We start from the raw sequence: 21,693 nt of genomic DNA, 5'->3' as shown, positions 1-21,693 counted from the left end.
AGTAACTCTATGAATCTAGTGGATTTTTCGAATTTGACGTTTGAAACGAGATTTATCTCGGGCAGGTATCAAACGTCAAATTCAATCCACTAGGACTGATCAAGCAGCCTGATCGTTGATAAGGCGCTTCAGAAGCTCAAGTTCCTGGGCCAGCTTGGTGTCGGCGCCAACCAGATCCTCGATCTTGCGCACGGCATGAAGAACCGTGGTGTGATCGCGTCCGCCGAAGCGGCGACCGATTTCCGGCAAGGAACGCGGCGTCATCATCTTGGCGAGATACATTGCCACCTGACGCGGCTTGACGATGGTGCGCGTGCGGCGGTTCGACAGCAGGTCCTGCTTCGAGACATTGTAATGACGCGCCACGATGCGCTGGATTTCCTCGATGCGGATACGCTTCGGTTCGCCAACGCGGGTCAGATGACCAAGCAGCTCATCGACGCGGTCGATGGAGATGTTCGGCTCGAAAGACTGGCGGAACAGAAGCTGGTTGAAAGCACCTTCCAGTTCGCGGCCCGATCCGGTGACGGTGCGGGCAACGTGAGAGAGAATCTCTTCGCCAATGTTGAGGCTCGAATCTTCTGCCTGTGCGGCGGCCAGGCGACGGCGCAGCATCTCGACCCGCATGTCGTAGTCAGGAGCCGCTACTTCCAGCGCAACGCCACCCTGAAGACGCGAACGAACGCGCACATCGAGCGATTCCAGTTCGGAAGGCGCACGGTCGGCAGCAACCACGACCTGCTTGGCGCTATCGAGCAGCGTGTTCAGCAGATGGCAGAACTCGTGCTGGATCGACTTGCCCTGCAGGAACTGCATGTCATCGATGACGAGAAGGTCGATATCGCGCAGCTGCTCCTTGAAGGACAGCGCATTGTTGTCGCGGATGGCAGTGGCGAAGCGCCACATGAAATATTCAGCCGTCAGATAGACAACACGGGCCTTTTCCTGACGCTGGAGCGCGGCGGCGGCAATTGCCTGCAGAAGGTGCGTCTTGCCGAGACCGACGGAAGCATGGATGAACAGCGGATTGAAACGGACTGCGCTGGAACCGGCCTCTGCAATGGTGCGGGCCGCAGCAAGCGCCACGCGATTCGATGCGCCATCAACGAAGCTGTCGAACGTATAGCGCGGGTCGAGCGGAGAACCCAGAACCGAACCCGAAGCCGCTGCTGATTCCGCGACCACGGCAGAACCGCGCTTATCACCCAGCGACTGACCGCCGAAGGACTGTCCGAGCGGGAACACCATCTTTTCGCGCGGAGCGACGGCAGGCTTGGCTTCAGCGGCTTCGCAGGTTTCAGCGGGAGCGGCGCTGCGTACCACACGGCTTACGCCACGAACCACGACTTCAACTTTCAGAATCTGCGGGTTTTCTTCCTGCCACAACTCGGTCAGCAGTTCGGAATAGTGATTGTTGATCCAGGAGCGCAGAAACGCAGTCGGAACCGACAAGCGGACAATGCTCTTGGAGATGTCATCGAGCTTCAGACGACCGAACCAGCTGGAATAAATCTCGGTACCGACGCGGGCTTTCAGCTTTGCCGTAAGGCGCTCGAAAACCTCATCACCTGCATTGCCGCTCAACTCGACCAGGCTCTTGTCATTTCCGGTAGCAGAAGATCCATGGATACGGTTCGCATGTGCATCATCACCCATCGTTGCCGTCGATTTGCCGGTCATCATTGCCATCGTCTCGCCTGCCTTCACATTCGTACGCGCCGTTTTTTGGCGCTTGTCATTTTTTCCTGTCCGAACCGCAGATTTATCATCCGTCTGGTGCGGCAGGTACTCACTCACAAAGCCCGGCTCTACAGCTCTGGGCCAAACACAAACTCAAACGGTCCCATCAGGACCCACACCCGGATACTCCTTCCCGGCGACCTTTTTACGACTCACAACACTTTTACCGGAGGCTGATTGCCCGGAAAGAAATCCGCCACAACCATTCAATTGTCGGGGACATGCCTAAAACGGCATTCCGGTTAATGAACGGTAAGCAAACAACCATGAGGAACAGGACCTTACGACCAGAATATAACATCCGCGGGCTATGACGCCCACGCCAACAAACTCGCTATTTAATGCTAACTCCGGGCCGGTGGCCCACCCCTCTTATGCCCTGACTTTAGCGAAGCCTCGCAGCAAAGGGCAAGCCTAAGAAAACCACATTTTTTTGCTGAAAGCTCTTGCAGGCAGACTCGACAAGAGTAGGGAATCGGACGCCAGCGAAATAACACCTTTGGATTCAATGCGTTTTCATGGGGCAATTTTTAAGTGATCCTGATATGTTCTGTCAGAAAATAAATTTAAAAATATTCCTTGACTCAAACACCCTTCCGAGTCCCTAAACCAGCCTGTGGATAACAGTGGACAACGATTCACAACTGATTGAAAACACTGATTAAATCACCTCGCGCAAGATTGACCGCCCTCTGAAATATTCCAGCTAGGCATTGAAATAACTCTACAATTCAGGGTGGAGTGAAAGAACGTGGGTTTTCCGAAAAACGTTCAAAAAAGAAAACCCGGCTAACAATGAGCCGGGTTTCGAAAACGATCCATTAAGAATGGATGAATGCTTAGGCGTTCAGAGCCTTAACGCGCTGGGCAAGGCGAGACACCTTACGCGAAGCGGTATTCTTGTGCATCACGCCCTTGGAAGCAGCGCGCATCAGTTCAGGCTCAGCAGCCTTGAATGCGACTTCTGCAGCCTGCTTGTCGCCGCTCAGCAGAGCGTCTTCCAGCTTGCGCACAAAGGTACGAACGCGCGAACGGCGGGACTTGTTGATTTCGGTGCGGGCAGCGATCTTGCGCACTGCCTTCTTGGCCGAAGGAGTATTGGCCATAAATGCCTCTCTTTTTTCTGTCAGCTAGCCAGGGGCAAAAACCGCCGGGCACAAAACCTCTAGGGCAGCCGAGAAAATCCCTTGAGGTTCCCTGGGGCCACCGATCCGTGGGCGGGCTTATAGATCAGCTTTGGCGCGGCGTCAACGTGGATTCTGCCCCAAAGCTCGATCAAAAAGCCGCAAACCCGGCCCGAAAGCCCGTCAAAAGCGACTTGAAGGCTTCCGGCAAGCTCTTGTCGGGGCGGTCATTGGACCGCCAGCCGATCAATCAGCGATTCTTGAACGACGGTGTACGCTTGTCGATGAAGGCTGCCATGCCTTCCTTCTGGTCTTCCGTCGCGAACAGGGAATGGAACTGACGCCGCTCGAAGCGAAGCCCTTCGCTCAGCGTCATTTCATAGGTGCGGTTGACCGATTCCTTGACCATCAGCACGGACGGGCGGGAGAAGGATGCGATGCGTTCGGCGGCCTTCAGCGCTTCGTCCAGAAGCTCTTCCGGCGCGACAACGCGCGAGACGAGACCGCTACGTTCAGCTTCCGCCGCATCCATCATGCGTCCGGTCAGGCACATATCCATCGCCTTGGACTTGCCGACATAGCGCGTGAGACGCTGCGAGCCGCCCATGCCGGGCATGACGCCGAGCGTGATTTCCGGCTGGCCGAATTTCGCGTTGCTGCCTGCAATGATGAAATCGCACATCATGGCAAGTTCGCAACCGCCGCCGAGCGCATAGCCTGATACCGCCGCGATGATCGGCTTGCGGACACGGTCCACTTTCTGCCAGTCAGCGAACATGTCCTGAAGATAGGCGTCCACGAAATCGATCGGCTGCATTTCCTTGATGTCGGCACCGGCAGCGAAAGCCTTTTCGGAACCGGTCAGGACGATAGCGCCGATCTTACCGTCCGTATCGAAAGCGCCGAGAGCTTCGGTCAACTCATCGAGAACCTTGCGGTTCAGCGCATTCAGCGCCTGCGGGCGGTTGAGGCGGATGAGGCCGACGCCGCCGCGTGTCTCGACGATGATCGTTTCATAGGCCATGGATTTGAACTCCTCCTTCAGGCAGATCAAGCATTTCCTGTTTTTCCTGAACCACGGGAAATGCTCTGTCTTTTTTGGTTTGAACCGCGCATCCTGGCCGAAAACCGTTTCACACTTTTCGGGATGCGCTTTCACCGATTGGCGGGCAAAGTGGACCGACATCACTTCTTTTTCAAGGCCTCAATGCTGGCAGGAGGCACAGAAAAAAGTCGAACGTCCCGACTGTACCGCCCGTTCCACAATGCCGTTGCAGGCGGGATTTCTGCAAGGCTCGCCCTCGCGCCCATAGACGGAGAAGGAGTGCTGGAAATAACCAAGCGCGCCGTCTGCCTGAATATAGTCCTTGAGGGTTGAACCGCCTGCGGCAATGGCTTCTGCGATCACGGTACGGATATCGGAAGCCAGTTGCTCCATGATTGCGGTATCCTGTGCAACGGACCCGGCGGCACGCATGGGCGACAGGTGGCTGCGCCAGAGCGCCTCACAAACATAGATATTGCCGAGACCAGCGATCAGCCGCTGATCGAGCAGTGCCGCCTTGAGCGGCGTCCGACGTCCCTTGAAGAGCTCTGCCAGAATAGCGCCCGAGAGCAGATTGCCTGTCGGTTCTATACCGAGGCTTGCCAGCAGCGGATGACTGTCGAGCGTGCCTTCTTCCGCAAAGAGCATGAAGCCGAAGCGACGCGGATCGTTGTAGACGATGCGGGCAGGAGCGCCGTCGACGCGCAGGAGGTGAAACACGACATGGTCATGTGCGCTCAGCTTGGAGCGCTCATGATGGAATTCGCCCGGCGTGTCGCCGCCGTCATCAGTTTCAATGCGAAACGAACCTGACATGCCAAGATGGCTGATGACGGAAAGGCCGTCATCGAGATGGATCGTGAGATATTTCGCGCGGCGTCCAAGCGCCGAAATGCGCCGGCCGGAAAGCCGTTCGACAAAACGGTCGGGAAAGGGAAAGCGCAGGTCCGGGCGTCGCTGTTCGACTTGGCTGACGGTCGCGCCCTCCATGACGGGCTGCAGACCACGGCGAACCGTTTCGACCTCTGGTAATTCGGGCATTGAAAACTGATCCTGAACAAGAGCCATGCATTGGCTTTGCCCTTATATGTTCAGTTTTGTCGGCAATGCCAAGATGCTCAGCAATTGGTGCAGGGGATCGTGTTCGTATAGCGCGGCGCCAGATAATAGGTTTCGCTCATCGGAATGCTGGTGGAAATCCATGCATTGAGCGGCTTGTAGTCAAGTTCGACATCGACCCTGATGAAATAGGAGCCTTCACCCACGAGACTTGCCGGAAGATTGCCGACAGCATCCTTCTTCGCCGCAAAATCCGCGATATTGGCATAGGACCAATCGACCTTCGGCGTCAGGTTGCCTGCCTTCTCCGTGCCGTCGATCCTGAGTGCGGTGATCCTTATCTTCGGGTCGCTTCGGCCATAGGGCAGAAGCGAAGCGCGACCGATATTGAACATGTCGTCCAGATCATTCTTCGTGACCGACAATTGGCGAGCAACCAGATCGGCGAGACTGCTCGCCGAGCGCGACACTTTCTTGTTCGTATCGAACCCGTCGGCAAGATCGGCGGAGCCAAGATAAATCAGAAGCAGAAGGGGCGCGATAAGTGCGAACTCAACCGCTCCCAGGCCGCGCCGGTCACTCAGAAATTTCCGAAGATAGTTACGCATGACAATTGATCGCTCTGGAGTGCATCTCGAAAAGTTAGAGACGCTTTTCGGGTGCACGTCGGTTGTTCTAGTTCGGGAAGGGTTCATTCTGCCAGGTAAGCGTCGCAAAAAGCGGCATGGTGCCGCCTGCAGCACGTGGACTTTCGATCAGATAAAGGATGTTCGTCAACACGGGCCACGCATACACCACATTGAGCTGGTTGATCGTTGATGTCCCGCTCGTCCCGGTAATGCCTGTCCACGTGAGCCTGCCCTCGTCATCGAGAATCTTGTCCGCTGGAACCCTGCCGAACCCTTCATAGGTTCCAAGGTTGAACGAAAGATTGGGACAGCCGGACGCGACCATGAACTGCATCTGCTGGCAGAGTTCCTTGCGCAGGGCTTCTTCGCTTATCGCAGTCCCCCTGATCTGGCCCGTCTGCAATCTGCGCGCCACCGTCTCCGTCGCGTTGGATATGACCTGACGCGCAGTAAAACTCATGCCGACCTCAATCGTCGCAAAGACGATGAGCAGGAATGGAAAGATGAGCAACGCAAATTCCACCGCCGCCACGCCATTTTGTGCACGGACGAAACGGCGCAGGCTTACGCCTACCTGCGCAAGGTGACGCGCCAAAAGCCCCAATGTCATACCCCACCCAATTCTTTCTGAATTCGATGGGGCGTATCGTTACAACAGGACAACCTGAAAGAGTATTAACGGAAGCAATGGCTCATGCGCGATTATCGCTATTTGTCGTCAAAACCGTTCTTGGTCGAGGCTTTTTCACAATAGGGCGTGCAGGAAAGCGTTTGCACGTCAGCCTGACGATAAATCCGCGTCGTTCCGCGTGCATTGCGGGAAACAACCAGTTCACGGTCGAGGATCGGTTCGCCCTGTTTATCCATGACGACAATATTGGTGACGCCGAAATCCTTGCCGGTCAGAACGATGGTCTGTGCATCCTGAACAACCGCATCGGCAATCGACGGGTTCCCGATCACCACGCTGTCAGCAGGACGCGCCAGCCGCAAAATGCGCGCCTGGCTTGTTTCAAGGGCAATATATTCTTCCGCAAACGCAGGTGCAGCAGCAAAAACTGCCGTGAACGCAATGCCCATGGCAGGCATCATGCCGAAGCCACCCAAAGAAAACAAACGACGCGCCACGCGACATTCCCCCGCTGATATAATGGGCCAAGCTCATGAAGCCCCATCAATATAATGAGTAAAGAATGAACAGGATTGGTGAAGGAAGAATTAAGTCTCTACCCTTCCTTGCATGGCACGCCCGCAATTCGCCAAAGATTAACCAATCGCGCGGTTGCCGCACCCCGGAAAGCACTGAAACACTTCATTAACCCTGATTGTTAAGAGGGCCACAATTCCTCTCTCCTATGCTTGAGCACATCCGAATTTAAAGCGCATTTCAAAAACCAGCGCGACCGGAACAGCGAGGAGCATGCGATGCCGACATTGATGACGCGTTTCATGAAGAACAGGGCCGGTTCGACAGCAATCGAATATGCGCTGATCGGCACGCTTGTTTCGATAATGATTATCAGCGGCGTCGCGCTTGTGGCCGGAAATGTCGGCGAAAAGTTCAACGACACAACCACACAGTTCGAACAGGCGACCAACCGCTAATCGACAGAATGCCGTTCCGTGCAAACGGTGGCCAAATGATAGGATGACGGGCGACGCGGGGGTATCGGCAATGACAGCAGTAGCCATGACGGTAATCTTCGCTCTGGCAATGGTGACGGCCATGATCACCGACCTGATGTCGATGACCATCCGTAACCGCGTTTCCATCGGCCTGACACTCGGTTTCATCCTGCTCGCACCGCTTTGCGGCATCTCCCTTTCCGATTATGGCTGGCATCTGGCGGTCGGTGGCATCGCGCTCATTGTCACTTTTTCGCTCTTCTGCCTTCGCGCCATGGGTGGCGGTGACGCCAAGCTCATTGCGGCGACGGCCCTGTGGTTCGGTCCCAATGTCAGCCTGATGGATTATCTTGTGATGGTTTCGATCCTGGGCGGCGTACTGACACTCTCGATCATCCTCTACAGGATAATCCCCCGCCCGCTTCTGGCAGATCGCTATGCCTTCATGGGAACGCTCGCCCGTAAGGATGTCGGCATTCCCTATGGTATCGCCCTCGGCGCTGCCGGTCTCTGGACATTTCCGCTGTCGCCGGTCGGAGAAACGATGAAAGCCTATTTGCCAGGGGTACTTTAAGCGCTTTTATGCGCAACGCTCGCGTGTACTCCCAATCTTTCTTCATTCGAATAAGATTATATTAACCATAATTACACGATTCCCAGTGCAATTTTGGAACACGTCATCGAGACGTGGGGATTTGCGCGGGGCACATCATGAAATCAGCTCGACTGCTCATTTTAGGAGTGGCCGTTCTTGCGGCTGGTGGAGCTGGCTATATTGCCATGAACCTCTCCGCGCCACCGCCTGCCCCCGTTGTCGTCGCACCCGAAACACCGCAGATGAAACTGGAAGACGTGCTGGTTGCCACGGAGAATCTTGGCGTCGGCGCTGAACTGACATCGCAGATGCGCTGGCAGCCCTGGCCTGCGGAAGCACTTAGCGAAGGTTATATCACCCGCGCGAGCGAACCCGATGCCATCAATCAATTGAGCGGCGCTACCGTGCGGTTGCAGTTTTTCACAGGTGAACCGATCCGCAAGACCAAGCTCATCGGTCCGGGGCAGAGCTTCATGTCGTCGATCCTGCCGCCCGGCATGCGCGCCGTCGCGACGCAGATCAATGCCGAAAGTTCGGCAGGCGGTTTCATTCTTCCCAATGATTTCGTCGATGTCATCATGACCCGCCGCAAGCCGGACAATGGCGATAAATCGCTGACACCTTTCACCACGGAAACCGTGCTGCAGAACGTACGTGTTCTGGCCATTGATCAAGCCATTCAGGAAGACGAACAGGGCCGCAAGGTCATGGTCGGCCAGACCGCCACGCTCGAAGTCACGCCGGAACAGGCCGAAATCATCACCGTCGCTCAGCAGATGGCTGATCGCCTGACGCTGGCGCTTCGCTCGACACAGGATGTCGAGGACAAGGATATCAAGCAGGCCGACTATCTGGTTTCCTCGCCGACCCGCAGCGGTACGGTCAAGATCATCAAGTCCGGCAGCGTCACAGAAATAGGACCGCGCTCATGAAAAAGATAAAACGCGTGCGCCCGCATTCCGCAAAAATCGCGCTTTTTGCCAGCGCGCTTGCCGCCTTTTCACTGCCATTCACCGATATGTCCGCCATGGCGGCAGCCGGCGTTGTCAAGGTCGGCAGCCAGCAGCGTTCGCAGACGATCAAACTTGGCCTCAACAAGTCTGTCGTTCTCGATCTTCCGCAGGATGCCTATGACGTTCTCGTCTCCAACCCGACAATCGCCGATGCGGTGACCCGCACGTCGCGGCGCATCTATCTTTTCGGCAAGCAGGTCGGACAGACCAATATTTTCGTTTTCGGTCCAAATGGCGAACAGGTAGCATCCATCGATGTCGAAATCGAGCGCGACGTGAGCGGGATTTCGTCCCAGCTGAAGCGCCTCATCCCCGGTTCCGATATTCGCGTCGAACTCATCAACGACAATGTGGTGCTGACCGGAACGGTGCAGACCCCGCAGGATTCGGCGCAGGCTGCAAAACTTGCCGGTCTTTTCGTTTCCGGTGGCGAAGCAACAACTGGTCAATATTCAACCACGGCCTCGGCCCCCACCGACGGCGGCGGCGTCGCCATCAACAATCCGGACGAAAACCGCCGAAAAAGCGCCATTGTCAATATGCTGACTATCGTCGGCGAGGATCAGGTGACGCTGAAAGTCACCGTCGCCGAAGTCAGCCGCTCCGTCATGAAGCAGCTTGGCGTTAATATGAGCGGCGGCGGTGTTTCGAACGGCATTTCCTATGGTGGAATTTCCGAGAGTATTGCCGGAGCTATCGGCAACAACCTGTCCGATACCGGATTCGGCCTCGCGACGAGCAATTTTTCCGCCTATCTGCGGGCGATGGAATCGGCAGGCGTGATGAAGACACTCGCCGAGCCGACGCTGACGGCAATCTCCGGCGAAAAAGCAGCTTTCAATGTCGGCGGCGAATATAATGTCATCAACAGCGTCACCTATGACGATGACGGAAAACGCACCAATCAATTGGCCAAAATCAATTACGGTATCGGTCTCGAATTCATGCCGACCGTGCTGGGGCCGGGACGCATCAGCCTGAAAATCAGAACCTCCGTCTCGGAACCGACGACCGAAGGTGCAGGCACCACCAACAAGATGGAGGGCGTGGGCGCGAGCGTTCTGTCGTTGCGCAAGCGCGTCGCCGATACGACGGTTGAGCTTCCATCCGGCGGTTCCATGATGATCGGCGGGCTGATCCGCGATGAAGTGCGTCAGTCGGTTTCAGGCTTTCCGGGCCTCACCAAGATTCCAGTCCTCGGCGCGCTGTTCCGCAGCAAGGATTTCATCCGCAATGAATCCGAACTGGTGGTGATCGTGACGCCTTATCTGGCGCGCCCTGTTGCCCGCCAGCAGCTTGCGCGGCCTGACGACAATCTCAACCCGGCCAGCGATGGCGCGGGATACATCCTTGGCAAGGTCAATCGCGTTTACGGTACGATGGAAACCAAACTGCCGCCCGGTCGCTACAACGGCGTCGTCGGTTATATCTACAAGTGAGCGGGGACAGATCATGACATATTCAGTCAGAGGCTTTTGCAGGATTTCCGCCCGACCAGCGCTTATCGCCCTGTCGCTGGCCCTTCTCGCGGGTTGCGCGAATCGCCAGCGCGTTACTGTTGGTGCGCTGCCGGACGATTACCGCACAAACCATCCGATCACGATTGCCGAGCGGGAGCAGGTCACCGATATTCCGGTCGCACAGGCCGACCAGAAGCTGAGCCCGATGCAACGCGGCATCGTTCAGGGTGCCATCGCCAATTATCGGCGCAGCGGTTCCGGCATGCTCTATGTCCTGGTGCCGTCGGGTGCATCCAATCAGGCCGCAGCCTATCGACTGAGCACAGAGGTGTCAGCAACACTGCGGCGCAGCGGCATCAAGGCGAACAATATCGCCATCGAAAACTATCCCGTAGACAACCCGGAAGCAGCGGCCCCCATCCGTATCAGCTATTATGCGATGACTGCTGGCACGACACCGTGCGGTCGCTGGCCGGACGATCTCGCCAGCACGCCTGAAAACAAGCACTACGCCAATTTTGGCTGCGCGTCGCAGAACAATCTTGCCGCTCAGGTCGCCAATCCGGCCGACCTTCTGGGACCGCGCGTCATGTCGCCAATCGATTCGGACCGCGCGACGGAGCGCCTCAACGGCGATCAGGGCTATGTGAAAATGTCGCCCGCACAAACGGACAACTGGCAGGAAACCCGCAGCCAGCAGGCTGAGTATTAAGAGGGCGCCATGAGCAACTTCGCGTTCGAACCGGCGGAAGAAGAACAGGGCCTCGAGACGGGCCGCGCGCCGATCATGCTTGAAAATGTGCGCCCCATTCCACGCATTTCAATCCAGGCCTTTTGTGTGAACGAAAGCGTCGCCATTCCGATTGAGCGCGCAGGCGGCGACCGGCGCATGGCCAAAACCCATCTGAAAGTCATGATGGGTGGCGTTGCGGCGGCAATCGAGTTCTATCAGACCGCCTCCACGCCCAATCTGATCATTGTCGAATCGGCTTCCGAACCCAATGTGCTGCTTGAAGAACTGCAGCAATTGTCCGAGGTCTGCGATCCCGGTTCAAAAGTTATGGTCATCGGTCATTCCAACGAGGTCTGGCTTTATCGCGAATTGCTGCGGCGCGGCGTTTCGGAATATATCGTCGCGCCTGTTTCGCTGGCCGACATTCTGGCCATCGTGTCCTCGATCTTTCTTGATCCCGGTGCGGAACCGCTGGGCCGTTCCATAGCCTTCATCGGCGCAAAAGGCGGTGTCGGCGCTTCAACAATCGCACACAATGTCGCCTGGTCGATCTCCGACCTGTTCCGGCACGACGTCGTGCTGGCGGACATGGACCTGCCCTTCGGCACAGCGAATATCAACTTCGATCAGGACCCGACGCTTGGCATTGCCGATGCCGTCTTCTCACCAGAGCGCATTGATGAGGTTTATCTCGATCGATTGCTGGTTCAATATGGCGACCATCTTTCGATCCTTGCTGCGCCTTCGAGCCTGGAGCGGACATTCGATTTCGGCGAGGACGCATTTGCCGAACTGATTGATGTTGCCCAGCGCAATTCTCCGCTGATCGTGCTGGATGTGGCACATGGCTGGAGCGGATGGACGCGGACCACATTGATGCGCGCCGATGAGGTGGTGATCGTTGCGACACCCGATCTCGCCAATCTGCGCAACACGAAAAACCTCCTCGACACGCTGGCGCAACTGCGCCCGAACGATGTGAAGCCGCATCTTGTCCTGAACCAGATGGGCATTCCCAAACGACCGGAAATCGCGCTCGCCGATTTTTCCGAACCGCTCGGCATCGACCCCATAGCAACCATCGACTTCGATCCGCAGCTTTTCGGCAATGCAGCCAATAATGGCCGGATGATCGCAGAAACCAATCCCGAAAGCCCGATTGCCGAAGCCATCAGCCATATTGCGCATGTTGTGACCGGCAGGGCCGATGTGCAGCCGCGCAAGAAAACCGGCATTTCGAGCCTTCTCGGCAAGTTTGCACGCAAGACAAAGTAACGGCAGGAAATCATGTTCGGCAGAAGAGGCAATGATACGGGAAACAAGCCGGAAAGCGGAATGCGACCGGCTGCGCCGAAACCTGCCATGCCTGCCGCAATGTCCGCATCGACCCAACCGTCAGTGCAACCGCCCCGCATGCAGGCTGCTATAACGAGCACTGCGGCAAAATCCACCGCCCAGACCGGTACGCAGGGGCGCGAGAAAACCGAGAGCTATTACGACACCAAATCGCAGGTCTTCTCGGCACTCATCGACACGATCGACCTGTCACAGCTTTCGCGCATGGCGCCAGACGCTGCGCGTGAGGAAATCCGCGACATCGTCAACGACATTATCGCCATCAAGAACTTGGTCATGTCGATTGCCGAGCAGGAAGAACTGCTCGACGATATCTGCAACGACGTTCTGGGTTACGGCCCGCTGGAGCCGCTTCTTTCCCGCGACGACATTGCCGACATCATGGTCAATGGTTCGCGCCGGACCTATATCGAAGTGGACGGCCTGCTGCAGGAAACCGGCATTCGTTTCCGCGATAACCAGCAGCTTCTGAACATCTGCCAGCGTATCGTGAGTCAGGTCGGGCGCCGCGTCGATGAATCGAGTCCGATCTGTGACGCCCGTTTGCCAGATGGTTCGCGCGTCAACGTCATCGCGCCGCCGCTGTCGCTCGACGGCCCGACTCTGACCATCCGCAAATTTCGCAAGGACAAGCTGACGCTCGACCAGCTCGTGCGATTCGGCGCCATATCGAATGCCGGCGCGGAACTGCTGCAGATCATCAGCCGCGTGCGCTGCAATGTCATCATTTCAGGCGGCACCGGTTCGGGCAAGACCACGCTGTTGAACTGTCTGACACGCTATATCGACACTCACGAGCGCATCATCACCTGCGAAGACTCGGCCGAACTGCAATTGCAGCAGCCGCATGTAGTGCGCCTGGAAACCCGCCCGCCCAATCTGGAAGGCGAAGGCGAGGTCACCATGCGCGATCTGGTGAAGAACTGCCTGCGCATGCGGCCTGAACGCATCATCGTCGGCGAAGTGCGTGGTCCCGAAGTGTTCGATCTCCTGCAGGCCATGAACACCGGTCACGATGGGTCGATGGGCACGATCCATTCCAACAGCCCGCGCGAATGCCTCAACCGTATGGAAGCCATGATTGCCATGGGCGGCTATGTGCTTCCGCAAAAAACCGTGCGCGAGATCATCGTCGGGTCGGTTGACATCATCATTCAGGCCGCCCGTCTGCGCGACGGCACACGCCGCATCACCCACATCACCGAAGTCGTGGGACTGGAAGGCGATGTCATTACCACGCAGGATCTCGTTCTCTACGATATCAAGGGCGAAGACGCTTCCGGTCGTATTCTTGGTAGCCATGGCTCGACCGGCATCGGTCGCCCCGCCTTTTGGGAGCGCGCGCGCTACTACAACGAGGATAACCGCCTTGCATCCGTGCTCGACAGCATGGAAAGGGCAGACGCATGATGGGATCCGGCGCCAGCATTGTGATGTTCATCGTGCTTGCCGTCGTCGCCTGCGCGGCTTTGTTCTATGCGCTTTTTTACGAAAAGCTCAGCAAGAAGGATCATGCGGCGCGGCGCTTTGAAACCGTACGCAATAGCGGCTCGGAACGAGCGATAACACGCAGCGAGCGCGACAAAAACGCTGATATCCTGAAGCGCCGCAAACAGCTGCAGGATAACATCAAGGATCTGGAAGCGCGGCAGAAGCAACGCGAAAAAAACCAGAAATATCCACCGCTGCGCATTCTTCTCGCACAGGCGGGATTAAATCTCACCTTGCAGAAATTCTACATCTATTCCGGTGTGGCCGCATTCCTTGTCACATTCATCGCGCTGATCTTCGGCGCGCCGCTGCTTTTCCTGCCGGGTATCGCCATTGCCGGTTTCTTCGGCCTGCCGCGCTGGTTCGTACTGCAAAAGCGCAAGCGAAGACTGAAAAAATTTCTCGAAGAATTTCCCAACGCCCTCGATGTCATCGTACGTGCAACCCGGGCGGGTCTGCCACTCAATGACGGCCTGAGGCTCATTGCGAGCGAGGCGGTGGAACCGGTCAAAAGTGAGTTCAAGAAGGTTGTCGAGGCGCAGCAGATCGGGCTTTCAATCCCCGAAGCGGTTGGCAAGATGCCCGATTCCATGCCCTGCGCAGAAACCAACTTCTTCGCTATCGTCATCCAGATACAGGCACAGGCTGGCGGCAATCTCTCGGAAGCGCTCAACAATCTTTCAAAAGTTCTTCGCGATCGGAAGAAGATGAAAGCCAAGGTCAACGCTCTTTCCATGGAAGCCAAGGCTTCGGCTGCAATTATCGGTGCCCTGCCCTTCATCGTTACGATCCTCGTCTATCTGACGAGCCCGCAATATATGACGCTGCTTTTCACGTCTTCGACCGGCCATATGCTTCTGGGCATTGCGGCTGTTTTGATGCTGACCGGCATCTTCATCATGAAGAACATGATCAACTTCGATATGTGAGGCACCGGATATGTTTTCTCTCCTCACACAAAAACTGACCGATCCGCAGTTTCTGATCGGCGCTTTGATTACGGTTGCGGTTTTTGCAACCGTAGTAACGATCCTCATGCCGGTTCTGAGCGGCAGCGCGCTCAAATCGCGCATGAAATCCGTCGCAACCGAGCGCGAAGCCATTCGCTCGCGCGAGCGCGCCCGTCTTGCAGCGGAAAGCGACCGCCGCAACAGCCTGCGCCATCAGCAAAAGCAGGGCATTCGCGAATTCGTCGAAAAGCTTGATCTCAAGCGAGCACTTGCCGACGAAAAGACGATTGCTTCGCTCAGACAGGCAGGTTTCCGAGGGCAAAACCCGCTCAATATCTTTCTGTTTCTGCGCTTTGTGCTGCCCTTCGGCGCCATGTTGATCGCCGCCGTCTATATTTTTGTGCTCGGCGTGCTTGCCGATCAGTCATTCTTCGTTCGCTTGCTTGTCTGCATTTTCGCTGGCTATGCTGGCTTCTATGCGCCCAATCTCTATGTTTCGAACAAGGCGACCAAGCGCAAGCAATCCATTCGCCGCGCATGGCCGGATGCCCTCGACCTGATGCTGATCTGTGTTGAATCGGGCATGTCCACCGAAGCTGCCTTTCGCCGGGTGGCCGATGAAATCGGCATTCAGTCCGTGGAGCTTGCCGAAGAATTGATGCTGACCAATGCCGAGCTTTCATTCCTGCCAGAACGCCGTCAGGCCTATGACAATCTCGCCAATCGCACGGGTCTGGAGCCGGTGAAATCCGTAACGCAGGCGCTTATTCAAGCGGAGCGTTACGGTACTCCCGTGGCACAGGCGCTGCGCACGCTTTCTCAGGAAAGCCGCGACCTGCGCTTGCTGGAAGCCGAAAAGAAGGCTGCGGCCTTGCCGCCGAAACTCACTGTGCCGATGATCGTTTTCTTCCTGCCGGTACTCTTCATCGTCATTCTTGGCCCGGCCTTCATCCAGATTTCGGCGCAGGGCGGATTATTCGGCGGTAACTGACGCCGTTCATTCAGACATGACGAAAATTAAGAGAGACCTCAGCCCTTCGGCTTGTCCTTAAGCATGTTCCAGGAGTTCTGCTGGGCCAGCATGGAACGAAGATAATCCGTATTGGCCTTGGCCTGTTGCGGAGAAATCTCGCGTGCGGCAATCGCCTCAGCTTCCTGAAAGCGCCCCTGCAGGCCGACCGACAGGGCAAGATTCTGGCGCACCCGGCTGTCTGCACCAGGCGCGGCGGCAGCCTGTTTGAAATAGGTCTCTGCTGTCCGTGCATCACCGGCCAGAAGATAGGACATCCCCATATTGGAAATGATTGAGGGTTCATTCGGCTGAAGCTGCAACGCCTTCTGATAGGTCGCGCGCGCTTCTTCCTTCCGGCCCATCTGGTCGAGAATGGCACCTTCTGCGGAAACCAGTTTCCAATCGGGATAAGCGGGGTTCTGTGCACGGCGAATGGCATCAAGCGCACCGTCGAACTGGCCGGCGCCGGCGAGCGCCTTGCCATAAGCGGCAAGAACGGCCTGATCCTTCGGATACACAATCGCCAACGCCCGCATAACGGCCAGCGCCTGATCGTTGCGGCCAAGGCGCACCAGCACATTGGCATAGTTGAGCGCTGTCTGGCGATCCTTCGGATTGCGTTCGTATTGTGCGCCAAGCCGTCCGGCCATGGCTGCAAGCTGCGCGTCGTTCATGTGATCGAAAGTGGCGACCGTTGCCGCGCGGCGTACCGAACCTGTCGTGGTCCGGTCGACCGATGTACAGCCGGAAAGTACGAGTGCCGAAAGAATGCAGGCGAAGCCAAGACGTATTGCGATTGCGTCTTTTCGAACAATGTTCAGCATCCCGCCTCTCCTGCTAAAGCGTGTCGCGCATCCAGCATGCTTTAGTCACCCTCAAGCCCGACTCCTTCTAAATCAATAATCTGTTAACCCTAATGATTGGTTAATAAGGCGATTGCGGTTTCTGTTTTCGCACGGCAATAATCGCGCTATCTGTTTGTTTGGCGCGCATCTCATCCGAAAACCGTTTCACACTTTTCGGGATACGCTATCTATTTGTTTTTATGAACTTCCGACAAAATCCCAGCGCTTTTGCCGGACATCGCTTACTGGTCAGAAAGAGCATCATGTCTGTCGAACTTCTTTCCCGAAAATCCGAACAAAGCCGCCCGATCTGGTTTACTCCGAAAGGCGGGCTGGAAATCTCCGGCCTTCCCGCCGATGCGATTGCATGGGCGAAGGCCAATAGCTTTGACGGTGAAGCCGGACGTGTCCTCATCCTTCCCGGTGCAGGCGGATCGATATCGGGTGCATTTTTTGGAACCGGGGACCAGGAAAAGGGCAGCCAGTCGCAACTTCTGGCCGGAAAGCTTGCGCGCAATCTCCCCGAAGGAGACTGGCATATTGACGGCGCGATAGACGAGGCTGCGCTTGCCGTTCTTGGCTTCCTGATAGGCGGCTATAGTTTTACGCGTTATCGCAAGGCAAACGGCAAGGCGATCCGTATCGCCCTGCCCGATGGTGTGGACGAAGCGGAAATCCGCCGCATCGCCGATGCGGTCACACTGGTGCGCGATCTCATCAACACACCGACCAACGATATGGGGCCGGATGCACTCGAAAATGCCGCTCGTGAACTGGCGAAGAGATACAAGGCCGAAATTGCCGTTACCGAAGGCGATGCGCTTCTGGAGAAGAATTTTCCGATGATCCATGCGGTCGGTCGCGCTGGTGCTATTGCGCCACGCCTGATCGATCTTAGCTGGGGCAAGGCAAGCGACCCGAAAATCACGCTGGTGGGCAAAGGCGTCTGCTTCGACACCGGCGGTCTCGACATCAAACCGGCAAGCGGCATGCTCCTGATGAAGAAGGATATGGGTGGAGCCGCCAATGTGCTGGGCCTCGCCTCCATGATTATGGATGCGCAATTGCCAGTGCGACTGCGCGTGCTGATACCAGCGGTGGAAAATTCGATTGCCGGTAATGCCTTCCGTCCAGGCGACGTCTTGCAAAGCCGAAAGGGCCTAACCGTCGAAATCGGCAATACCGATGCGGAAGGCCGGTTGGTTCTTGCCGACGCACTTGCGCTTGCCGATGAAGAAGAACCTGCACTTCTGATCGACATGGCGACGCTGACGGGGGCTGCTCGTGTCGCACTCGGCCCCGACCTGCCACCATTCTACACGAATGATGACGAACTTGCCGCTTCGATTGCGCAAAGCGCGGATGCCACCGCAGACCCGTTATGGCGCATGCCGCTTTGGAAGCCTTATGCGCAAAAACTGTCCTCACGGATCGCCGATATCAACAATGTCACCACCGACGGCTTTGCTGGCTCGGTGACGGCTGCGCTCTTCCTCAGCAAATTTGTCGAAAAAGATCGAAGCTGGGCGCATTTCGACATTTTTGGCTGGGTTCCGGTCGAAAAGCCCGCCTCCCCGGTCGGCGGCGAAGCGCAAGCCATTCGCGCTCTTTACCAGTTTTTGAAGGAGCGTTACCCGGCGCGCTGAATCCACTTGCCTGAAGCACCGAAAGCAGATTGAATAAAACGGTTCCGAAACAATCCCCTTTTTGGTGGAGCCGGATGCCAATTGAGCTGAAGCCGTTGCAGGCGCTGACATTGCTGAGAACCCTGTCGCTGGAACAGGTGCGTGATGAGATGCCCGATCTCACCACGCGACAGGCAGCCATTCTCCTGACCATCTATCTGGAGCCCCCGCCGCATACCGTGCGGGGACTCGCAGCAAAACTGAACGTTACCAAGCCGGTGATTACCCGCGCGCTCGACACGATGGGCGCGCTTGAACTCGTCTCCCGGCATCGTGATGAAAAAGACCGGCGAAACGTGCTAATAAAGAGGACGGTCGCCGGTGCGTTATATGTTGAAAGACTGGGCGATCTGGTGATCGCCAAAGCCAGGGAGTTACCACTTTGACCATGCTCGACCGCCGCCTCAACGCTTATCGCCCCGACCTCGCCGATGAACGGCTGACCGGTCGGGTGGAAGCGGCGCGTTTTACCGCCGGAACGCCGATGCAGGTTTCCGCATCCGTTGTCGATCTGCGCGCCGAACCACGTATGGATAGCGGTCCGCAGACACAGATGATTTTCGGCGATCACGTCCGTGTCTTTGAGGAAATGGACGGTTGGTCGTGGGTGCAGGCAGAACGCGACGGCTATACGGGTTACGTCTCCTCTGCCGCGCTGGAGCACCCCGCTGGAACCGAAACACATCTGGTCATCGTGCCACGCACCTTCGTTTATCCCGGCTCTGATCTCCGCTTTCCGCACACAAAGGCGTTGTCGCTCGGCTCACGCGTGCGCATCGTCGGCGCAGCAGAAACGCGCGGAACGAAATATGCGCTTCTGGAAAGCGGTGAGGCGCTGATCGCAAGCCACCTTGCGCCGATTGGCGCTCATGCGGCGGACTATGTGGGGGTCGCCGAAACCCTGCTTCATACGCCTTATCTGTGGGGCGGCACATCGGGCTTCGGTATCGACTGCTCCGGTCTTGTGCAATTGTGCATGTGGGTAGCAGGCCGCACTGTTCTACGCGATTCCGACATGCAACAGAATACGCTCGGCGAAATCATCGAACCCGATGCGACCTATTCCAATCTGAAGCGCGGCGATCTCGTCTTCTGGAAAGGCCATGTCGCGATCTGCGCTTCCCCCAACATGCTGATCCATGCGAGCGGTCATACGATGACGGTTACGCTGGAGCCGCTACAGGATGCCATCAAGCGAATTGCCTATCTATACGATCTGCCGACGCTTATCCGCAGACCCTGAAAATGAGATCGGGAATCCATGAAGGGAAAGACGACACTGACGATAGCCGCTTTGCTGATCGGCTTTGCTTCGTCTTTTCCTTCCCCCGTTTCGACTGAGAGAATTGCGCGCATGACCATTCCCGCGTCCCCTGCCGCCTTTGCCGAAGTCAACGGCATTGAGATGTACTACCGGATCGTCGGCAAGGGACCGCCGATCCTGCTCATTCCCGGGGGCCTGTCCGACCAGCATGTGTGGGATGCGCAGCTTCCGATACTTGCGCACCACCACACCGTAATCGTTGCCGATAGCCGCGGACAGGGGCGCTCCACCCGCACCGATGATCCCATCACCTATGGATTGATGGCCGATGATTATGTGGCGCTGCTCGACTTTCTGCACATCGGCAAGGTCGATCTCGTCGGCTGGAGCGATGGCGGCATTATCGGCCTCGACATCGCCATGCGCTACCCCGAACGGCTGAAAAGCCTGTTTGCGCAGGCGGCAAATGTCACGCCCGACGGCAATACCGGTTATGCTGAGGCCCGCGCCGAAGGAAAGCCGATACCGGAACTGCGCCACTATGAGAGCATCGACAAGGAAATTCATGCGCTCTGGGCTAATGAACCGAACTATACGGATGAGGACTTGTCCGATATCCGGGTGCGCACGGCGATTGTGATCGGCGACCGCGATACGGCCATCACGCGCGAACATACGGAATTCATCGCCAGCCAGATACCGGGTGCTGAATTGATCATTCTGCCCGATGCCGGGCATGGCGTCCCGGTCGAGAATCCGCGTCTTTATGCGCATACGGTGCTGCGTTTCATTGACGGTAAAAACGCCGAAGGAATGAAAACCGCGAGCCGGAAAAGTTAAACCCGGTTCGGTAATACGCGATCAGGCGGGCGGTGTCCGTCGACAAAAGCCTTGATATTGATGATGACCTTGTCGCCCATATCGATGCGGCCTTCCATGGTCGCCGACCCCATATGCGGCAGCAGGACAACCTTGCCTTTTTCGGCGAGCGCCAGCAGGCGGGGATTAACCGCCGGTTCGTTCTCGAACACGTCCAGCCCCGCGCCGGCGAGCTTGCCCTGCTCGATCAGTTCGATCAGCGCATTCTCATCGATGATCTGACCACGTGCCGTATTGACCATATAGGCGGTCGGCTGCATCAGCGCGATGCGGCGTGCGGACAGCAGATGGAATGTGGCAGGCGTCGATGGGCAGTTGACCGAGATGATATCCATCCGGGCCAGCATCTGGTCGAGACTATCCCAATAGGTCGCTTCCAGCTCTTCCTCGACCTGCGGATTGACGCGCTTGCGGTTGTGATAGTGAATGGAAAGTCCGAAAGCCTTGGCGCGGCGGGCGACAGCCGTACCGATACGCCCCATGCCGACGATCCCGAGGCGCTTGCCCCAGATACGCCGTCCGAGCATCCATGTCGGCGACCAGCCTGGCCATTGTCCATGGCGCTCGCCCAGCACATTTGCGCCTTCCACCAGACGTCTCGGCACTGACAGCAGCAGCGCCAGGGTCATATCCGCAGTGTCTTCGGTCAGGACATTCGGCGTATTGGTGACGGTGATTCCACGCTTTGCGGCGGCCGCGACGTCGATATTATCCACGCCATTGCCGAAATTTGCGATCAGCTTTAGATTGGGGCCCGCCTGTTCGATCGCAGCTGCATCGATGACATCTGTGATGCAAGGCACCAGAACGTCCGCTTCCTTCATCGCAGCGATGATTTCCGGCTGATTCATGCGGTGGTCGTCTATATTCAGACGCGCATCAAACAGTTCCCGCATTCGGGTTTCCACTGGGTCCGGCAATTTTCGCGTAAGAACGACCAGCGGTTTCTTCTTGTTCGACATCTCCACCCCATCGTTGAGCAAAGCCCCCGGAACAGCCCGTATTGTAACCAACTGGCAGGGCACGCTCCAAGAAATTTCCTGCACATTTCCAGCGGAAAACCGACTCCCACTTTTCCCGAAAATGCGTTAACCGAAGCTTCATGTTGAGACCTCCTTAACCAAGGCGGTGCAATATGGGATATTGCTTCGGCTGAACATCTCTATCAAGGCGAAGCGGCAAAGACA

Annotated in this window: 22 protein-coding genes; 13 read left to right on the top strand and 9 right to left on the bottom strand. The window is 56.9% G+C overall.

The features are described from left to right. Positions 1 to 99: 99 nt before the first annotated feature. The 7 genes from dnaA to F9K94_RS11410 all read right to left on the bottom strand — a co-directional run bounded on the left by dnaA (position 100) and on the right by F9K94_RS11410 (position 6,725). Positions 100 to 1,683 carry a chromosomal replication initiator protein DnaA gene (gene dnaA / locus F9K94_RS11440; protein ID WP_151555319.1) on the bottom strand — a complete coding sequence of 528 codons (1,584 nt, stop codon included), beginning with the start codon at positions 1,681 to 1,683 and terminating at the stop codon, positions 100 to 102. 896 nt (positions 1,684 to 2,579) lie between these two features. Next, positions 2,580 to 2,846, bottom strand: coding sequence for a 30S ribosomal protein S20 (gene rpsT, locus F9K94_RS11435; RefSeq protein WP_010657809.1), 267 nt, complete (start codon positions 2,844 to 2,846; stop codon positions 2,580 to 2,582). A 268-nt stretch (positions 2,847 to 3,114) separates the two neighbouring features. Continuing rightward, positions 3,115 to 3,888, bottom strand: coding sequence for an enoyl-CoA hydratase (locus F9K94_RS11430; protein WP_061345211.1), 774 nt, complete (start codon positions 3,886 to 3,888; stop codon positions 3,115 to 3,117). A 180-nt stretch (positions 3,889 to 4,068) separates the two neighbouring features. Beyond that, positions 4,069 to 4,950 (bottom strand): bifunctional DNA-formamidopyrimidine glycosylase/DNA-(apurinic or apyrimidinic site) lyase, encoded by an 882-nt coding sequence (gene mutM / locus F9K94_RS11425; protein WP_151645716.1) that lies wholly within the window; start codon positions 4,948 to 4,950, stop codon positions 4,069 to 4,071. A gap of 77 nt (positions 4,951 to 5,027) precedes the next feature. Further along, positions 5,028 to 5,576: a TadE/TadG family type IV pilus assembly protein gene (locus F9K94_RS11420; RefSeq protein ID WP_061344705.1), complete on the bottom strand. Its 549-nt coding sequence runs from the start codon at positions 5,574 to 5,576 to the stop codon at positions 5,028 to 5,030. 67 nt (positions 5,577 to 5,643) lie between these two features. Continuing rightward, on the bottom strand, positions 5,644 to 6,207 hold the full coding sequence (locus tag F9K94_RS11415; protein WP_151645714.1) for a TadE/TadG family type IV pilus assembly protein: 564 nt from the start codon (positions 6,205 to 6,207) through the stop codon (positions 5,644 to 5,646). 98 nt (positions 6,208 to 6,305) lie between these two features. Next, the gene (locus tag F9K94_RS11410) at positions 6,306 to 6,725 is read right to left on the bottom strand and encodes a pilus assembly protein N-terminal domain-containing protein (RefSeq protein WP_151645712.1); all 420 of its coding nucleotides are present in this window, start codon (positions 6,723 to 6,725) and stop codon (positions 6,306 to 6,308) included. A 297-nt stretch (positions 6,726 to 7,022) separates the two neighbouring features. Here F9K94_RS11410 and F9K94_RS11405 point away from each other — a divergent pair, with 297 nt between their 5' ends. The 9 genes from F9K94_RS11405 to F9K94_RS11365 all read left to right on the top strand — a co-directional run bounded on the left by F9K94_RS11405 (position 7,023) and on the right by F9K94_RS11365 (position 15,812). Then, complete coding sequence (locus tag F9K94_RS11405; RefSeq protein WP_061344702.1) at positions 7,023 to 7,202, top strand: Flp family type IVb pilin; 180 nt, start codon at positions 7,023 to 7,025, stop codon at positions 7,200 to 7,202. A 70-nt stretch (positions 7,203 to 7,272) separates the two neighbouring features. After that, a complete protein-coding gene (locus F9K94_RS11400) occupies positions 7,273 to 7,797 on the top strand; it encodes an A24 family peptidase (RefSeq protein WP_235920612.1) in 525 nt (174 codons plus the stop codon). 137 nt (positions 7,798 to 7,934) lie between these two features. Further along, positions 7,935 to 8,750, top strand: coding sequence for a Flp pilus assembly protein CpaB (cpaB, locus tag F9K94_RS11395; protein ID WP_151645708.1), 816 nt, complete (start codon positions 7,935 to 7,937; stop codon positions 8,748 to 8,750). Continuing rightward, a complete protein-coding gene (locus F9K94_RS11390) occupies positions 8,747 to 10,270 on the top strand; it encodes a type II and III secretion system protein family protein (protein ID WP_151645706.1) in 1,524 nt (507 codons plus the stop codon). The genes cpaB and F9K94_RS11390 overlap by 4 nt, the downstream gene beginning before the upstream one ends. Before the next feature lie 13 nt (positions 10,271 to 10,283). Next, on the top strand, positions 10,284 to 11,003 hold the full coding sequence (locus F9K94_RS11385; RefSeq protein ID WP_151645704.1) for a CpaD family pilus assembly protein: 720 nt from the start codon (positions 10,284 to 10,286) through the stop codon (positions 11,001 to 11,003). A gap of 9 nt (positions 11,004 to 11,012) precedes the next feature. Further along, positions 11,013 to 12,299: an AAA family ATPase gene (locus F9K94_RS11380; protein ID WP_061344697.1), complete on the top strand. Its 1,287-nt coding sequence runs from the start codon at positions 11,013 to 11,015 to the stop codon at positions 12,297 to 12,299. Positions 12,300 to 12,311: 12 nt separating this feature from the next. Beyond that, positions 12,312 to 13,790, top strand: a complete 1,479-nt coding sequence (locus F9K94_RS11375; protein ID WP_151645702.1) for a CpaF family protein — start codon at positions 12,312 to 12,314, stop codon at positions 13,788 to 13,790. After that, positions 13,787 to 14,800: a type II secretion system F family protein gene (locus F9K94_RS11370; protein WP_151645700.1), complete on the top strand. Its 1,014-nt coding sequence runs from the start codon at positions 13,787 to 13,789 to the stop codon at positions 14,798 to 14,800. Before F9K94_RS11375 ends, F9K94_RS11370 begins: the two co-directional genes overlap by 4 nt. Before the next feature lie 10 nt (positions 14,801 to 14,810). Further along, positions 14,811 to 15,812, top strand: coding sequence for a type II secretion system F family protein (locus F9K94_RS11365; RefSeq protein WP_151555301.1), 1,002 nt, complete (start codon positions 14,811 to 14,813; stop codon positions 15,810 to 15,812). Between the two features lie 38 nt (positions 15,813 to 15,850). Here the strand turns inward: F9K94_RS11365 and F9K94_RS11360 are convergent, their stop codons facing one another. Next, positions 15,851 to 16,657 carry a tetratricopeptide repeat protein gene (locus F9K94_RS11360; protein WP_151645698.1) on the bottom strand — a complete coding sequence of 269 codons (807 nt, stop codon included), beginning with the start codon at positions 16,655 to 16,657 and terminating at the stop codon, positions 15,851 to 15,853. Positions 16,658 to 16,941: 284 nt separating this feature from the next. Here F9K94_RS11360 and F9K94_RS11355 point away from each other — a divergent pair, with 284 nt between their 5' ends. The 4 genes from F9K94_RS11355 to F9K94_RS11340 all read left to right on the top strand — a co-directional run bounded on the left by F9K94_RS11355 (position 16,942) and on the right by F9K94_RS11340 (position 20,467). Next, positions 16,942 to 18,324, top strand: a complete 1,383-nt coding sequence (locus F9K94_RS11355; protein ID WP_151645696.1) for a leucyl aminopeptidase family protein — start codon at positions 16,942 to 16,944, stop codon at positions 18,322 to 18,324. 74 nt (positions 18,325 to 18,398) lie between these two features. Beyond that, positions 18,399 to 18,749, top strand: coding sequence for a MarR family transcriptional regulator (locus F9K94_RS11350; RefSeq protein WP_061344692.1), 351 nt, complete (start codon positions 18,399 to 18,401; stop codon positions 18,747 to 18,749). A gap of 2 nt (positions 18,750 to 18,751) precedes the next feature. Next, on the top strand, positions 18,752 to 19,606 hold the full coding sequence (locus tag F9K94_RS11345) for a C40 family peptidase (RefSeq protein WP_192799506.1): 855 nt from the start codon (positions 18,752 to 18,754) through the stop codon (positions 19,604 to 19,606). Between the two features lie 18 nt (positions 19,607 to 19,624). Continuing rightward, positions 19,625 to 20,467, top strand: coding sequence for an alpha/beta fold hydrolase (locus tag F9K94_RS11340; protein WP_151645692.1), 843 nt, complete (start codon positions 19,625 to 19,627; stop codon positions 20,465 to 20,467). On the opposite strand, the gene F9K94_RS11335 is transcribed toward F9K94_RS11340, so the two are convergent. Then, positions 20,464 to 21,468: a 2-hydroxyacid dehydrogenase gene (locus tag F9K94_RS11335; RefSeq protein WP_061344689.1), complete on the bottom strand. Its 1,005-nt coding sequence runs from the start codon at positions 21,466 to 21,468 to the stop codon at positions 20,464 to 20,466. The two genes, F9K94_RS11340 and F9K94_RS11335, sit on opposite strands and share 4 nt — an antisense overlap. Positions 21,469 to 21,693 lie beyond the last annotated feature (225 nt).

Source organism: Brucella tritici, from assembly GCF_008932285.1.
GTDB lineage: Bacteria > Pseudomonadota > Alphaproteobacteria > Rhizobiales > Rhizobiaceae > Brucella > Brucella tritici.
Note: the sequence above shows the minus strand (reverse complement) of the source record. Positions and strands in the feature narration are given on the sequence as shown.

Coding starts and splice junctions, on each gene's coding strand:
- dnaA (WP_151555319.1), bottom strand. CDS start 1,683: ATGATGACCGGCAAATCGACGGCAACGATGGGTGATGATGCACATGCG.
- rpsT (WP_010657809.1), bottom strand. CDS start 2,846: ATGGCCAATACTCCTTCGGCCAAGAAGGCAGTGCGCAAGATCGCTGCC.
- F9K94_RS11430 (WP_061345211.1), bottom strand. CDS start 3,888: ATGGCCTATGAAACGATCATCGTCGAGACACGCGGCGGCGTCGGCCTC.
- mutM (WP_151645716.1), bottom strand. CDS start 4,950: ATGCCCGAATTACCAGAGGTCGAAACGGTTCGCCGTGGTCTGCAGCCC.
- F9K94_RS11420 (WP_061344705.1), bottom strand. CDS start 5,576: ATGCGTAACTATCTTCGGAAATTTCTGAGTGACCGGCGCGGCCTGGGA.
- F9K94_RS11415 (WP_151645714.1), bottom strand. CDS start 6,207: ATGACATTGGGGCTTTTGGCGCGTCACCTTGCGCAGGTAGGCGTAAGC.
- F9K94_RS11405 (WP_061344702.1), top strand. CDS start 7,023: ATGCCGACATTGATGACGCGTTTCATGAAGAACAGGGCCGGTTCGACA.
- F9K94_RS11400 (WP_235920612.1), top strand. CDS start 7,273: ATGACAGCAGTAGCCATGACGGTAATCTTCGCTCTGGCAATGGTGACG.
- cpaB (WP_151645708.1), top strand. CDS start 7,935: ATGAAATCAGCTCGACTGCTCATTTTAGGAGTGGCCGTTCTTGCGGCT.
- F9K94_RS11390 (WP_151645706.1), top strand. CDS start 8,747: ATGAAAAAGATAAAACGCGTGCGCCCGCATTCCGCAAAAATCGCGCTT.
- F9K94_RS11385 (WP_151645704.1), top strand. CDS start 10,284: ATGACATATTCAGTCAGAGGCTTTTGCAGGATTTCCGCCCGACCAGCG.
- F9K94_RS11380 (WP_061344697.1), top strand. CDS start 11,013: ATGAGCAACTTCGCGTTCGAACCGGCGGAAGAAGAACAGGGCCTCGAG.
- F9K94_RS11375 (WP_151645702.1), top strand. CDS start 12,312: ATGTTCGGCAGAAGAGGCAATGATACGGGAAACAAGCCGGAAAGCGGA.
- F9K94_RS11370 (WP_151645700.1), top strand. CDS start 13,787: ATGATGGGATCCGGCGCCAGCATTGTGATGTTCATCGTGCTTGCCGTC.
- F9K94_RS11365 (WP_151555301.1), top strand. CDS start 14,811: ATGTTTTCTCTCCTCACACAAAAACTGACCGATCCGCAGTTTCTGATC.
- F9K94_RS11360 (WP_151645698.1), bottom strand. CDS start 16,657: ATGCTGAACATTGTTCGAAAAGACGCAATCGCAATACGTCTTGGCTTC.
- F9K94_RS11355 (WP_151645696.1), top strand. CDS start 16,942: ATGTCTGTCGAACTTCTTTCCCGAAAATCCGAACAAAGCCGCCCGATC.
- F9K94_RS11350 (WP_061344692.1), top strand. CDS start 18,399: ATGCCAATTGAGCTGAAGCCGTTGCAGGCGCTGACATTGCTGAGAACC.
- F9K94_RS11345 (WP_192799506.1), top strand. CDS start 18,752: ATGCTCGACCGCCGCCTCAACGCTTATCGCCCCGACCTCGCCGATGAA.
- F9K94_RS11340 (WP_151645692.1), top strand. CDS start 19,625: ATGAAGGGAAAGACGACACTGACGATAGCCGCTTTGCTGATCGGCTTT.
- F9K94_RS11335 (WP_061344689.1), bottom strand. CDS start 21,468: ATGTCGAACAAGAAGAAACCGCTGGTCGTTCTTACGCGAAAATTGCCG.